Below are 13,486 nucleotides of genomic sequence, written 5' to 3' on the forward strand. Positions count from 1 at the left end.
CCGTATGCGGTTGGTATACCTATGCAGCCCCTACCGAGGGGATTATGAAACGAATATCAGACTTGCAAAACAATATTGTAAAAATGCATTGGAATCGGGTGTGGTTGCGTTTGCGCCGCACCTTTACTTTGCACAATTTTATCCTGACACGATTCCAGAGCAGAGGAAAGCTGGGCTGGAGATGGGGCTCAATATGCTGGAAAAGTCAGATGAACTCTGGGTTATGGGAAAGATTCACAGTGAGGGAATGCGGGGAGAAATCAATTTTGCAAAGGAGCATAACATTCCCGTTTTTTATGTGCCGAAGCCATTGGAAATAAAATCTTATCCGATCAGCATAGATGGAAATGAGCTACTGTCAGAACGAGATTGTATTGAAGAAAGCCACAATAGAAACTATGAAAGTCGGTTGGTTGTACTATCTTACAGCAGTTTAAAACCGGAATACCGTATGCCACGCAATCAAATTTGGTATGCCAGCCATGGCCCAGGTTGTGGGCCGGGGGCAAAGTTCAGTGATACGGTTCATCTGTATCATCCAATTGACGAGGATCGTATGGCAGTATCCAGGAGAGAGATTCTGGGGGAGATTCGGCCGGAAGTTTTAGAAATGCTTCAACAGCTTTATCCGGGATTACAAATGAACCGGGGAATTCTTGAAACAGAAGGGCCAGAGTTATGAAGCTGAAAGAAAGGATCATTTTAAGTACTGCATTGATTGGAATAGGTTCTTTGTTCAACCTATATTTTACCGCATCACTGCATGGACTTATGTCTCGCCAGTACCGTACCCTGGTTTTATTGCCAATAGGAACATGCCTTTCGGGGCTTGCAGAACAGAGACAGCAACGCCTTCTGTTTCTGGCGTTTGAAGGTATGATTCTTTTGGTGTGTTTGCTGTTCTTTATTCAAAACAGCCGGTCGTATCAGAGCGATCTTGTAAAGGTAACGGAGGATATTGAGACGCCGGTGGCTGTTGGACAGTACCAGCACGGGTCATCCCGGTGGTTGAGAGAGAAAGAAAAGGATCAGATATTTGATGTGTTCTGGCTGGATCCCTCTCATCCGGTAGTGAAGCAGTTGATAAGGACTGGGTTTGAAGGACTCGATTTTTTGAAAGGGCCAAATCATGGTAAGCAGGAAACAGAGAACGGAGTTCATTTAAAGGACAGAAGAAAGAATCCCGTTGTCGTTCCCATAGAAAAAAAGGAGACGAGAGAAAAGGCAATCGAAAAGAAAGGAGAAGAGGAAGGTTTTGAACTGGTCGATTATCAATTTCAAACGGCGATTGAAAGGCAGGCAGCGCCGGAACCTCGAAAAGTACCGCAGTTAGAATGGGACAGAAAAGAGGATCCATACTGCCTTATGGATAGGGGAGGAATAGTAATTGGAATGAAAAAGGAAGGGGGAAGAGAGAAGATTCACTATATATCGGATGACAGCCATACCCTGACGATCGGAGCCACTCGTTCTGGAAAAACAAGAACTCTGGTTCTACAATCCATTTGCCTGATGGCGCTATCCGGAGAAAGTATGGTGATCAGTGATCCCAAAGCAGAACTTTATGAGTATACATCGGCCTTTTTAGAAAAACTGAATTACGATGTGATCTGCCTTGATTTTAAGAATACGGAAAAAAGCAGTCGGTATAATTTATTGCAGCCAGTGATTGATGCAGTAAGCCGGGGAGACACGGAACATGCGCAGATGTATGCCTGGGATATCACGAATATCCTGGTAGGGGATAACACCAGCAATGAAAAAATCTGGGAGAATGGAGAGAAATCAACGATTGCGGCAGCGATTCTCTGTGTGGTAATGGACAATGCCAGGAGGCCGGAATATCAGAATCTGACGAACGTCTACTGGTTTCTGGCTGAAATGTGTAAGACTGTGGGAAATAAAACTCCCATGCAGGAGTATGTGAAGCGCTTAAAGCCGGGGCATCCGGCCAGGGCGCTTTTATCAATTTCTGATGTGGCACCCAGCAGAACCAAGGGAAGTTTTTATACCTCGGCGCTCACGACATTGCGGCTCTTTACGTCAAAGTCTATCTATTCGATTACCCATCGATCGGATCGTGATATTTCTGATTTGGGGAGAAAGAAACAGGTATTGTTCTTTATTTTGCCTGATGAAAAAACAACGTATTATCCGATTGCGAGCCTGATGGTTTCACAGTTGTATGAACTCTTAGTACATCAATCCGATGAACGCGGCGGCAGATTGAAAAATCGGGTGAATTTCATTATGGAGGAATTCGGCAATTTTACAAAGATTAACGATCTAACCAATAAATTAACTGTCGCGGCAGGAAGAGGATGCCGGTTTCACTTTTTCCTGCAAAGTTTCGAGCAATTGACAGAAAAATACAGCAAGGAGACGGCTTCTATCGTGAAATCTAACTGCCAGACGTGGGTATATTTACAGGCAGATGACAAGGAGACGCTATCTGAAATATGTGAGAAGCTGGGAAAATATACGACTTCAGCGTATCAGCTATCCAGTCAGCATGGAAGGTATGTCAATCCATCTACATCCAGCAGCATCAGTTTGGTTGCAAGAGATTTGTTGACTACGGATGAAATCAGGCGGGTATCGAGGCCGTATCAGATTGTGGTATCCAGGGCCCATCCCGCCATGATGGTGTCGCCGGATTTATCGAAGTGGCAGTTTAATCGAATGTTGGGGCTGGATGATCAGGAGCACAATCGGAAAGTCAGGGAAGAACGGGAGCGGAAGCGTCCGATCATGACGGAAACAGGAGGTGAAATTCCGCTGTGGAATATTTGGATTTATTACGTCAAAGAACTACAAATGCAGGAGGGACGCCAGAGACAATTTGGTGAGGCTATGCCGGGAAGTCCCCTGTTTTCAGAAAAATTTATGAAGCGAGGAGGAAGTGCAGGAAACAATGAGGAAGACGATTAAAGAATGGAGCGAAAAAGCGGCGAAAGTCAGTATCATGGCTGCGCCGCTTTTTTTGACGAATACCATAACCGCGTATGCGACTGGCGGCATCAGCGACAGTAAACTAGCGACCGGTACGCAGCAGTTAATTCAGGACTTGACCACCTTTTTGATGGTGATAGCCCCCATTGTAACAGGGTTATTGATTATTTACTTTTGTATCCGCCGTTCTGCGGCTGACGAGATGGATCAGAGTGTAGCGACACGTTGCTGCTAACAAACTTGTTTTGGGTGCAAGCCTAACACAAGGTAAAAACAGCGGAAAAGCAAATGCTTTTCTAACTGATATTCCGATGAGTGGAATGAGAGGGTAACGCCTTGAAACGCTCCCCTAATACTACGACAAAAGGGCGGTCTGCAAATTGACCTAACCCTGATGCAGCTCGTTGAAGTCGGCTGAATACACTCGCTTTACTCGTGGTCAACATTAGAAACAACGGTAAGGCAAACGCAAACCAGAGGTGGTTGTGGGTGTTAGGTCGGGGGTCTATAAAATATCTATGGTGAGAATGTAGCGACAAGCTACTGACAAAAGTCCGAATGTAAGGGTCTAGACCATTAGGCGATGGAAAACGTCGCAGTCACTTTATTGTGATGTGTGTGGGGTAAAGTAAAAATTCTGGTTATGAAATTCCCTATATCGTTACAGGCGGTATCAAGCACACAGGCTCATAGGACAGCCTACGGATATATGCACAGATAGGAATATCGGAACGTGGAAAGGTCGGAACGTGGAGCGGTTGCACGCATTGAAGCGTTGGCAAGGAAAGCAGTGTCACCAAAGGTGCTGTATAACTTGCTTTTATCCGGCTGATAGAGCAGCCATAGTACCTGTGAAACCGTGAAAAAAGTAAGCGGTGGAGGGATGGGCTGTAGTCGTATTGCAATCTCAAATTTCTAATTACACAATACGCAAAGGTTCGAGTATGACTAAAAAAGGCAAAATCCTATTCCAAGGAGATTAGCCGACTTTGAAAACCGAAGAGAAACCGAAAAAGCAAAAATTACGCAATGCGGAATACTATAATTTCCAAGAAATTCAAGATGAACTGTATCAGCAAAGCAAGGTAAATCAGATATTCAAAAACCTTGTGGAAGTGATTGCAAGTGAAGAAAATATTAAGCTTGCTTACAGAAATATCAAGAAAAATAAGGGAAGTAAAACCGCAGGAACAGATGGGAAAACCATTAAACATTTAGCAAAATGGCAAGACGAACGCTTAATCCAATTTGTGAGAAAGAAATTAGCATGGTATGAACCACAGGCAGTACGCAGGGTTGAAATACCAAAAGGCAATGGAAAAACCCGCCCATTAGGGATACCGACAATCATGGACAGGCTGATACAACAGTGTATATTGCAGGTTTTAGAGCCGATTTGTGAAGCAAAATTTCATGAGCGGAGCAATGGCTTCAGACCAAACAGAAGCACCGAACACGCATTGGCACAGTGTTACAAATTCATGCAAGTGGACGGACTTCAATATGTAGTAGATATTGATATTCATGGATTTTTCGACCACGTGAAGCATGGAAAACTGTTGAAACAGCTATGGACGTTGGGAATAAGGGACAAAAAGTTAATCAGTATTATTTCAGCAATGTTGAAAGCAGAGGTTGCAGGAATTGGTTTTCCAACCGAAGGAACACCGCAAGGAGGCATTATTTCGCCCCTGTTGTCTAATGTGGTGCTCAATGAACTGGACTGGTGGATAACGAGTCAATGGGAAGAAATGAAGACCCATACCCATAAGGCTTACCACAGAAAAGATAATGGAAAACTTGATAAAGGCAAGCTATATACCAAACTGCGAAAAACAAATCTGAAAGAATGCTACATTGTCAGATATGCAGATGACTTCAAAATCTTTTGCCGTAACCGCAAGGACGCTGAAAAAATATTTGCTGCTACAAAATCATGGCTAAAGGATAGATTGGGTCTTGAAATAAGCAGGGAGAAGTCAAAAATTATGAACTTGAAGCGTCACTACTCCGAATTTGTGGGGTTCAAAATCAAGCTCCACAAAAATGGCAAAGAAAAGTCAGGGAAAGAAAAATATACCGTAAAATCTCACGTTGGAACAAAAGCGGCAAAGAAAATTAAAGAAAGAACCATAGCACTGATTAAGGAGATTCAGCGACCAAGTGGTGGAAAAACAGGGTACGAGGCAGTGTTAAACTATAACGCCTACGTTATCGGTATTCACAATTATTACAGTAGTGCCACCCATGTATCGTTGGATTTCTCTCAAATTGCCTTTTCGGTCAAAAAGAGCTTAAAAGCAAGAATTAAGAAAGGGTTAAAGCAGACAGGGAAACATCTTCCCGAATGTATCAAAGAACGGTATGGAAAAAGCAAACAGCTAAAATATGTCCACAACACTGCCCTTGCCCCAATCAGCTTTATACAGCATAAAAATCCGATGTTTAAGAAGCTGATAATCAATAAATACACGGTAGAGGGCAGGAATGAAATACACAAAAATCTGGAATGTGTGGATATGGACATGCTTTTGTATCTCATGCGAAATCCAGTCATTGGGAGAAGCATTGAGTACAACGACAATCGTTTATCGCTTTATTCAGCGCAAAAGGGTAAATGTGCGGTAACAAAAGCAACATTGGAAATCGGCGATATGCACTGCCATCATAAAATCCCTACCTATTTGGGCGGAGGAGATGGCTACATGAACTTATCGTTGGTAACAGTGGACGTTCACAGGCTTATCCATGCTGTCAACGCTGATGTTATTACAAAGTATCTTGAAAAGCTAAACCTTGACAATAAGCAACTCACGAAAGTGAACAAATTCAGAGTTCTTGCAGGGCGTGAAATCATCTAAAACGAATTTCTTTAGGTTCAAAATTGTGTAGGTTAGTACAGGGATTGTCTACGATGGAAAGCCGAGTGATGGGAAACTGTCATGCTCGGTTTGGTGCGGGGGAAAAGCCGGAGATAAAATCAAAGGCTTACCTATCGCAATAAAAATGGAACAACCGGATCATGGTTGCGGTGGTTTCGTGCATAGGAGCTGTGTTAGGCAGCGCCACGTTAAATGTAATTATTGGTTATTATCAGTAAAAGAAAAGAGAGGAAATCATTATGAGAAGATTAAATGAAAAAATGAACCAGATGTTAATTGCAGGCTATGTAAGAGGAATTCGGGTAAAAGAGAGGGTGTTTGAGACTCTTAAACAGAATACGGCGGAAGGATTCGTGGATACCGCGTTAAAAATTTTAATTAGTGTTGTCGTTGGAGCTTTGCTGCTGGCCGGACTGTATACGTTATTCAAAGATACCATCTTACCTACCCTGCAATCTAAAATTCAAAACCTTTTTAACTACAACGGCTAATTCAAAGATTGGAGTGATTTCATTGAAAGTAACTGCAAGAATATCAAAAGGATTTGAGCGGGCCGGACACCTAAAAGCGTATGCGACGCTTTGTCTGGCAGATTCTTTTCTGGTAACCGGTGTGCGTGTGGTAGAATGTGAAAACGGTTTGCGGGTGTTTATGCCAAGCACAAAGGATCCGGATGGAGAGTACCACGATGTATGTTTTCCGATTACACCCGATTGCCGTACCAGAATTGAAACAGCCGTTTTAAACGCATACGATTCTTTTATAAAGGAAACCGAAGGTGATGAATGAAACGTGGAGACAGGCAGGAGGTGAATCTATTTGGAAGCGATCCTGCTTGCACTGCTGGTGGCCGTATTAAATGGGGCGATTGCATTTATTGACCAGATGTTGAATGACTTAATTCCCATGACACTCTATGCGGACCGCTATATGGTTGCCACGTCCGGTGGCAGCATGGTTACTGTGCTGTTCGATATTATGCTGGGATTCGGGATATCCATGATTGTCTTGAAATTTCTGAAAAAGGGATTTGAGTGCTATATCATGTGGACTGATGGAGATCCAGACATGGAACCGGCCGGACTTATGATCCGGTTTGTAGAAGCAATCGTAGTTGCCGTCTGTTTTCCGCTTCTATATGGCTGGTTGGCAGGCATAGCAGAAGAGTTGATCAACCAGCTTCTTACGGGAGTCGGTGCTGCAACGAATTACAGCTGGCAGGCGTGGGTAGATGGAATGGCGTCATTGGGGCTTGTAACCGCTATTTTTGGCCTGATCTTTGTTATCTGTTATTTTATTCTGTATTTCCAGTTCCTGATGAGGGGACTGGAAATCATGATTTTACGGATTGGAATTCCGTTAGCCTGTGTCGGGCTTTTGGATAACGACAAGGGTGTATTTCGCAATTACATGATGAAGTTTTTTCAAAGCACTCTTGCTGTAGTAATCCAGATCAGTCTCTGCAAACTGGGAATAGGAATGATGTTGAACGTTGGGATCAATATGAATATCTTTTGGGGACTGGCCTGTCTGGTACTGGCTATCAAAACGCCATCCTTTTTACGCGATTTCCTACTGGTAAACAGCGGTGGCGGAGGAGTCATTAACAATGTCTATCATTCTGTACGCCTGGCTGGAATGGTTCAGAAAATCAGAAAATAGGAGAGAGTCATGGAGGTAACAATAGACGATTTATCTTTGTTTGTCATATCAATTATCCGGACGGGAGCTGCGCTGCGTTTTCTCTATTGTATGGTGCGGCTTTCGGGAGCAGAAGAAGAGGCAGGCCAATATCGAAAACGGTCGAAAAATACCGTTGTTTTCTGGATCATAGCAGAGTGCATCTGGCAGTTAAAAGATATAGTACTATATTACTATACATAAACGAAAAAGGCAGGTGGTTAATACGGAAACGCTGATTTTGTATATTCCAAGCGGCGTGAAATCGGAGAATGAATTGTTTAATGGGTTTGGAAAAAGAGAGCTTTTGCAGAGCATGGCAGGGGCTCTTTTTGGTTTTCTGGCTGCAGGAGCTGTCTGGTTGATTTTTAGAAATGTGGCAGCAACTGTGGTGACGATTTTAACCGGGATATTTGGCAGCGTTATGATGTGTACGAAGGATCAGAATAATCTGAGTGTGGCGGATCAAATCGTTAACATAATCCGTTTTTCGAGGAGTCAGCAGATCTATCCCTACCGTGCAATGCGCGAGTGGGGATAGAATAGGAAAAGGGAGTAGTGAGGTATGGTTAAGAATTTAGTATTTTATGCGATACTCCTATATGCGTCGGTCAGGGATCATAAAACCCATACGGTTCCTGATTCTGTCCATGTGCTGATCTTATTGGCAGCAATTCCAGGGATTCGCTTGCTGTCTTCCCTGCTTGGATTTTTTCTTGTGCCGCTTCCATTTCTGGCAGCGGCCTTGAAAAAGCCTGATAGTATCGGTGGCGGAGACATTAAGCTGATGGCAGCCAGCGGTTTTTTCCTGGGCATGGAAAAGGGGATTGCTGCGGCAATCATAGGACTGACACTGGCTGTATTAGTGCAGGGGGCATTCTTGAGAAATCGGAATGCCCCCTTTGCATTGATACCGTATTTAACAGCCGGATGTATGGCGGCAAGTTTAATTAATTGATGGAGGAATAGGTAATGAAGAAATTTTTAAAAAACCGTATCATATTAGGATTGATTTGTATTGTGGTATCCCTTCTGATTTGTTTTGGGATTACCCCTATGTTTAACGATGCTTTGAAGTCGAAAGTGACTTTAGTTCGGGTGACCAAAGAAATCAGGACGGGAGAACAGATTACCGATAAAATGGTGACAAGTGTGGAAGCGGTGGGATATAATCTGCCCTCCAATGTGATTTACAAAATAGAGGAGGTAGTCGGAAAATACGCAAATGCAGATCTCTATAAAGGGGATTATATCTTAAAAAGCAAGCTGTCAGATACACCGATGCTTCGGAATGCGTATCTGAATAAACTAAATGGAGAAAATCGTGCGATATCTGTATCCATTAAATCCTTTGCTTCCGGCCTGTCGGGAAAACTGGAAGCCGGAGATATCGTATCTCTCATAGCGGCGGATGTGGGAAGCCAGAGGGAGACGCTTGTGTATCCGGAACTGCAGTATGTGGAAATCATAGCGACGACCGGGAGCAGCGGAAGCGATCAGAATGTACAGGAGCGTGGGAACGGGGAAGAAGAGGAACTGGCGTCAACGATTACGGTTTTAGCTTCGCCGGAGCAGTCCAGACTATTGGCGGAACTGGAGCAAACGGGAAAACTCCATGCCGCCCTGGTATTTCGGGGAGAGAGTACTCAGGCTCAAAAGTTTTTAGATGAGCAGGCATCGGTATTAAAAGAACTTTATCCAGAAGAGACAGAAGACCCCAAAAAGGATCGTGATGAGTCAGGAGGCACAGACGACCTTGGAGAATGGGCAAACCCAGAACTGGAACCGGCAGGAGATGCGGTAGTGGAAAATGAGCAGCAATGATGGAGGAAGTATGGTACAAAATAAGATTATTGCGGTTATGGGAAGCCCGGGTAGCGGAAAAACCACAGCCAGCATCAAGCTGGCCGCAGAATTGGCGGAGAAAAAGAAAAACGTGATCCTTGTTTTCTGTGATCCATTCACACCGGTGATCCCTTTTGTAGTTTCCTGTCCGGAAGAACAGGTCAGTGTTGGCACACTTTTGACGACCCCATCGCTCACCCAGAAGATGATTCTGGATTCCTGCATCCCTATAAAAGAAAACGGATATATCAGTCTGTTGGGGTATCGACTGGGAGACAGCCTGATGGCATATCCACAGATTACGAGGGATCGGGCTGTGGATTTTCTGGTATGTCTGCGATACCTGGCAGATTTTATTATTATGGATTGTTCCGCTGTGTTTGAGGCGGATGTACTGTCGATGCTTGCTATGGAATTATCGGACCAGATCATTAAGATTGGAACTTCCAATCTACGGGGAATATCCTACTTTGAATCGCGGAGTAGCTTGTTATCGGATCGAAGATTTCAGCCGGAAAAGCAAAGAATGTATTTAGGCAATCTAAAGACCGGCCAGGAGTGGGAGGCGGTATCTGTTCAATATGGCGGAGTGGATGGGATACTGCCGCATCTCATGGCACTGGAACAGCAATACGATGAGCAGGCCCTTTTCGAGTCGCTGGCAGGTAAGGAGGCAGCGGCTTACCTGGCGGCAATAAGGAAATTAGCGGATCAGATCGATGAAGCCGATCAGGTGGGACAGGAAGAAGGAAACAGCAGAAGGTCTCAGACGGCGGCAGAGAAAAAAGAAAAGATTCGCCCCACAAAGCCGGAGAAAGAAAAAGTGAAATCAAAGCCGAAAGAGCAGACGAAGCCAGTCAAAGAAAAAGCCGGGGGATTGGGGAGATTTTCCCTGATGTTTCGGAAAAGCAAGGGTGAATTTTAAAGGAGAGCAAAGAGATGCAGGAGATTGTCAATATCCGGGACACCATGAAAGCGCTGGAACCGGAGGCTATTAAGAAACCATTTGCGGAAGTGCTGCATGAAGTTCAGGAATATATATCGAGTACCTATGCGTCGGTGTTAAAGGACAACCCGGACGATAACCGGGAATTGATTCAGTCCTATATCGAAAAATACATCGAGCAGAAACGCGTGTGTGTGGAAGATATAGACCGCAGCGAATTGTGCGAACTCCTTTACGGAGAAATGACTGGTTTTTCATTCCTGACAAAATACTTAAATCGGGATGATGTGGAGGAAATCAATATTAATCAGTGGAAAGATGTGAAAATAACGTATTCCAGCGGGGAAATCTTACCGGCAAAAGAACAGTTTAACAGCCCTGGCCATGCTGTCGATGTAATTCGAAGGCTGCTGCATAAATCCGGTATGATTTTTGATAACGCCCAGACCATTGTGGTGGGCCACTTAAATAATAAAGTCCGGATTACGGTAATGGGAGACGGTGTCATCGACCAGGATAAGGGACTGGCAGCTTCGATTCGTATTGTCAACCCGAGAAAACTGACGATGAAACAGTTCGTTGAGTACGGGACAGCCACAGAAGAGATGCTGGAGCTTCTTTCCCAATGCTACAGCCATGGTGTTTCCATGTGTATCACCGGTGCCACTTCGTCAGGGAAAACCACACTTATGAGTTGGATTCTGTCTCAGGTCCCCTATCACAAACGAATTGTAACCATTGAACAGGGCTGCCGCGAATTTGATCTTACGGTAAGTGATGAATCTGGAAATGTCTTAAACAATGTGGTCCATCTGGTAACGCGGACCTCGGACGATCCGAGACAAAACATTGACTTAATCAAATTGTTGGAGACCACACTGACGATCAATCCGGACTGCATAGCAGTGGCGGAAATGAAAGGCGGTGAGAGTATGCAGGCCATTAACGCGGCCAATACAGGTCATTCCGTGATTACCACAATCCATGCCAATTCCTGTGAAGATACCTATTATCGAATGGTGACGCTCTGCAAACAGGAACAGCCGGGAATGGATGATGATACACTGCAGAGTCTTGCTACGAAGGCATTTCCTATTGTAGCGTTTGCAAAGCGGTTGGAAGATAACTCCAGACGCATGATGGAGATTACGGAGTGTGAGACACTGCCAAATGGGACAAGGCGTATGCGTACTCTGTACCGATTTCATATCGCAGATAGTCTGGTTGTGGATGGAAAAACGAAAATTATCGGGCAGTATGAGAACGTGGAAAATTTGTCGGAAGGATTGCAGAAACGGCTGCGGGAAAACGGACTTTCGCAAAAATTTCTGGATCGGATGTTGGAAGGGGAGAAGAAGGTATGACAGTAATCATTACTATAGCAGCTTTTTTATGCATTGGCGGCAGTTTTCTAGTGATTGGATTATCACCGTTTGAATTTCTGGAAGGACTGACTAAATGGATTAAGCCAAAAGACAACAGCTTGAAGCGTCGGATCCGGGAAAGCCGGAATCAAAAGCCACCCAAAGGAGTGAAGAGGCTGGTTCTGGAAGTTCAGGCGATTCTACGTATTACGGGACGACAGGAGAAGTTCTCCATGATATGCGTCCTGTCTATGATGCTGTTTGTGGCTGGGGTATTGCTGGCCCTGTCCATGAAAAATATTTTTATGGTTCCAGTCCTGGCGGCGGGGTTTCCCTTGCTGCCTTTTTATTACGTTCTATTTACCGCATCCAAACAGAAGAAACAGATAAACGGAGAACTGGAAACAGCGCTTTCCATGATTACATCGAGTTATATGAGAAATAAAAATACGTTTTTAAGGGCAGTAGAAGAAAATCTCCCCTATCTTAATCCGCCTGTGTCAGAGGTTTTTCGTGACTTTCTCATGGAATCAAAGCTCATTCATTCCAATTTAAAGGAGGCGCTGGAAAAGCTGAAACTTGCCATAGACAGCGACGTGTTTCAGGAATGGGTGGAGGCGGTGATCGCCTGCCAGGATGACCATAATCTAAAATCCACGTTAGTTCCTATTGTAGGGAAGCTGTCGGACATGCGTGTTGTATCGGCAGAACTTGATTTACTGATTTATGAGCCTGTGAAGGAATACATCACTATGGTGATTCTGGTTTTGGGAAGCATTCCGCTTTTATATTTTCTAAACCAGGAGTGGTATAAAACTCTGATGTTTACAGCCTTTGGAAAAATGCTTCTGGCAATTAGTGGGGGCGTGATCTTTTTCTCCCTTGCCGCTGTTGTAAAGCATACAAAGCCCATCGAGTATAAGCGTTAACAGGAGGTTTCTATGCATTATTATATTTTACTATTATTTGCCTTGAGTTTTTCTATGGGAATTTATTTGATTCTGGCGCATTTATTGAAAATTTCTACCTTTCGAGCCAGGAGAGCCATTTTATCTGTGGGAAGACAAAAGAAAAAGGCGAAAAATTCGGATGCAGCTATCATGGAACTGGCTGTGAAGCTGTCTCCTTTTGTGCCTATGGATGCTTATAAAAGACGAAAACTTGTTATGGTTCTGCATTCGGCAGGGATTAAGGAGACGCCGGAAGTATATCTGGCACAGGCATACGTTAAGTCCGGACTGGTATTTTTTGGAGCGTTGCCGTGTCTGGCCGTGATACCGATACTTGCACCAGCGTTTTTGATTATGGGGATTGGCGTTCTCTTTTCAGAAACCGGCAAAGCAGAAAAGACTGTGAGAGACAGCCGTGAGGCCATCGAATATGAATTGCCAAGGTTTGTGGCTACAATCACACAGGAACTGCTTGCCAGCCGTGATGTGCTATCAATGCTGGAGACATATCAGAAACATGCAGGTCCTGCCCTGAAAAGAGAACTGTCTGTTACAACTGCGGACATGCGGACCGGAAGTTATGAGGCAGCGCTTACCAGAATGGAATCCAGGGTGTCAAGCGCTATGGTTTCCGATGTGGTTCGGGGGCTGATTGGAGTAATACGAGGTGACGACGGTGTGGCTTATTTCCAAATGATGGGCCACGATATGAAACAACTGGAAATCCAGCGCTTAAAGAAGCTGGCGTTGGAACGGCCGCCTAAAATTCGGAGATATTCTTTCCTGCTGTTGGCTTGTATGCTGATGATCTATATGGGCGTTATGGCGTATCAGATTTTAGGAACCATGTCTGGTATGTTTTAGAGG

Annotated in this window: 15 protein-coding genes; all 15 read left to right on the top strand. The window is 44.3% G+C overall.

Annotation, left to right across the window (positions count from 1 at the left end; genetic code table 11):
- Positions 1–4 precede the first annotated feature (4 nt).
- The 15 genes from M1L66_RS06215 (at position 5) to M1L66_RS06285 (ending at position 13,483) form a co-directional block, all read left to right on the top strand.
- The gene (locus tag M1L66_RS06215; protein WP_006771465.1) at positions 5–682 is read left to right on the top strand and encodes a DUF7768 domain-containing protein; all 678 of its coding nucleotides are present in this window, start codon (positions 5–7) and stop codon (positions 680–682) included.
- On the top strand, positions 679–2,931 hold the full coding sequence (locus M1L66_RS06220) for a VirD4-like conjugal transfer protein, CD1115 family (protein WP_006771464.1): 2,253 nt from the start codon (positions 679–681) through the stop codon (positions 2,929–2,931). The genes M1L66_RS06215 and M1L66_RS06220 overlap by 4 nt, the downstream gene beginning before the upstream one ends.
- On the top strand, positions 2,915–3,187 hold the full coding sequence (locus tag M1L66_RS06225; protein WP_006771463.1) for a hypothetical protein: 273 nt from the start codon (positions 2,915–2,917) through the stop codon (positions 3,185–3,187). The genes M1L66_RS06220 and M1L66_RS06225 overlap by 17 nt, the downstream gene beginning before the upstream one ends.
- A 754-nt stretch (positions 3,188–3,941) precedes the next feature.
- On the top strand, positions 3,942–5,813 hold the full coding sequence (ltrA, locus tag M1L66_RS06230; RefSeq protein WP_006771462.1) for a group II intron reverse transcriptase/maturase: 1,872 nt from the start codon (positions 3,942–3,944) through the stop codon (positions 5,811–5,813).
- Between the two features lie 260 nt (positions 5,814–6,073).
- Positions 6,074–6,325, top strand: coding sequence for a DUF6133 family protein (locus tag M1L66_RS06235; RefSeq protein WP_006771461.1), 252 nt, complete (start codon positions 6,074–6,076; stop codon positions 6,323–6,325).
- Positions 6,326–6,338: 13 nt separating this feature from the next.
- On the top strand, positions 6,339–6,623 hold the full coding sequence (locus tag M1L66_RS06240; RefSeq protein ID WP_006771460.1) for a SpoVG family protein: 285 nt from the start codon (positions 6,339–6,341) through the stop codon (positions 6,621–6,623).
- Between the two features lie 30 nt (positions 6,624–6,653).
- Positions 6,654–7,496: a conjugal transfer protein TrbL family protein gene (locus tag M1L66_RS06245; RefSeq protein WP_006771459.1), complete on the top strand. Its 843-nt coding sequence runs from the start codon at positions 6,654–6,656 to the stop codon at positions 7,494–7,496.
- 9 nt (positions 7,497–7,505) lie between these two features.
- Positions 7,506–7,718, top strand: coding sequence for a hypothetical protein (locus tag M1L66_RS06250; RefSeq protein ID WP_006771458.1), 213 nt, complete (start codon positions 7,506–7,508; stop codon positions 7,716–7,718).
- Positions 7,719–7,731: 13 nt separating this feature from the next.
- Positions 7,732–8,055, top strand: coding sequence for a hypothetical protein (locus M1L66_RS06255; RefSeq protein WP_006771457.1), 324 nt, complete (start codon positions 7,732–7,734; stop codon positions 8,053–8,055).
- A 24-nt stretch (positions 8,056–8,079) separates the two neighbouring features.
- Positions 8,080–8,472: a prepilin peptidase gene (locus M1L66_RS06260; protein ID WP_006771456.1), complete on the top strand. Its 393-nt coding sequence runs from the start codon at positions 8,080–8,082 to the stop codon at positions 8,470–8,472.
- A 14-nt stretch (positions 8,473–8,486) separates the two neighbouring features.
- Positions 8,487–9,338, top strand: coding sequence for a Flp pilus assembly protein CpaB (gene cpaB / locus M1L66_RS06265; protein ID WP_006771455.1), 852 nt, complete (start codon positions 8,487–8,489; stop codon positions 9,336–9,338).
- Positions 9,325–10,284 carry an AAA family ATPase gene (locus M1L66_RS06270; protein WP_117502194.1) on the top strand — a complete coding sequence of 320 codons (960 nt, stop codon included), beginning with the start codon at positions 9,325–9,327 and terminating at the stop codon, positions 10,282–10,284. Before cpaB ends, M1L66_RS06270 begins: the two co-directional genes overlap by 14 nt.
- A 14-nt stretch (positions 10,285–10,298) precedes the next feature.
- Positions 10,299–11,669, top strand: a complete 1,371-nt coding sequence (locus tag M1L66_RS06275; RefSeq protein ID WP_117502196.1) for a CpaF/VirB11 family protein — start codon at positions 10,299–10,301, stop codon at positions 11,667–11,669.
- Positions 11,666–12,598: a type II secretion system F family protein gene (locus M1L66_RS06280; RefSeq protein ID WP_006772903.1), complete on the top strand. Its 933-nt coding sequence runs from the start codon at positions 11,666–11,668 to the stop codon at positions 12,596–12,598. The genes M1L66_RS06275 and M1L66_RS06280 overlap by 4 nt, the downstream gene beginning before the upstream one ends.
- Positions 12,599–12,724: 126 nt before the next feature.
- Positions 12,725–13,483 (top strand): secretion protein F, encoded by a 759-nt coding sequence (locus tag M1L66_RS06285; protein ID WP_320959168.1) that lies wholly within the window; start codon positions 12,725–12,727, stop codon positions 13,481–13,483.
- Positions 13,484–13,486 lie beyond the last annotated feature (3 nt).

This window comes from Hungatella sp. SB206 (assembly GCF_051132295.1).
In the GTDB taxonomy this organism is placed as follows: domain Bacteria; phylum Bacillota; class Clostridia; order Lachnospirales; family Lachnospiraceae; genus Hungatella; species Hungatella effluvii.

Excerpts from the sequence above, each read along its gene's own strand:
- M1L66_RS06215 (WP_006771465.1), top strand. The coding sequence starts at position 5 with ATGCGGTTGGTATACCTATGCAGCCCCTACCGAGGGGATTATGAAACG.
- M1L66_RS06220 (WP_006771464.1), top strand. The coding sequence starts at position 679 with ATGAAGCTGAAAGAAAGGATCATTTTAAGTACTGCATTGATTGGAATA.
- M1L66_RS06225 (WP_006771463.1), top strand. The coding sequence starts at position 2,915 with ATGAGGAAGACGATTAAAGAATGGAGCGAAAAAGCGGCGAAAGTCAGT.
- M1L66_RS06235 (WP_006771461.1), top strand. The coding sequence starts at position 6,074 with ATGAGAAGATTAAATGAAAAAATGAACCAGATGTTAATTGCAGGCTAT.
- M1L66_RS06250 (WP_006771458.1), top strand. The coding sequence starts at position 7,506 with ATGGAGGTAACAATAGACGATTTATCTTTGTTTGTCATATCAATTATC.
- M1L66_RS06260 (WP_006771456.1), top strand. The coding sequence starts at position 8,080 with ATGGTTAAGAATTTAGTATTTTATGCGATACTCCTATATGCGTCGGTC.
- cpaB (WP_006771455.1), top strand. The coding sequence starts at position 8,487 with ATGAAGAAATTTTTAAAAAACCGTATCATATTAGGATTGATTTGTATT.
- M1L66_RS06270 (WP_117502194.1), top strand. The coding sequence starts at position 9,325 with ATGAGCAGCAATGATGGAGGAAGTATGGTACAAAATAAGATTATTGCG.
- M1L66_RS06275 (WP_117502196.1), top strand. The coding sequence starts at position 10,299 with ATGCAGGAGATTGTCAATATCCGGGACACCATGAAAGCGCTGGAACCG.
- M1L66_RS06280 (WP_006772903.1), top strand. The coding sequence starts at position 11,666 with ATGACAGTAATCATTACTATAGCAGCTTTTTTATGCATTGGCGGCAGT.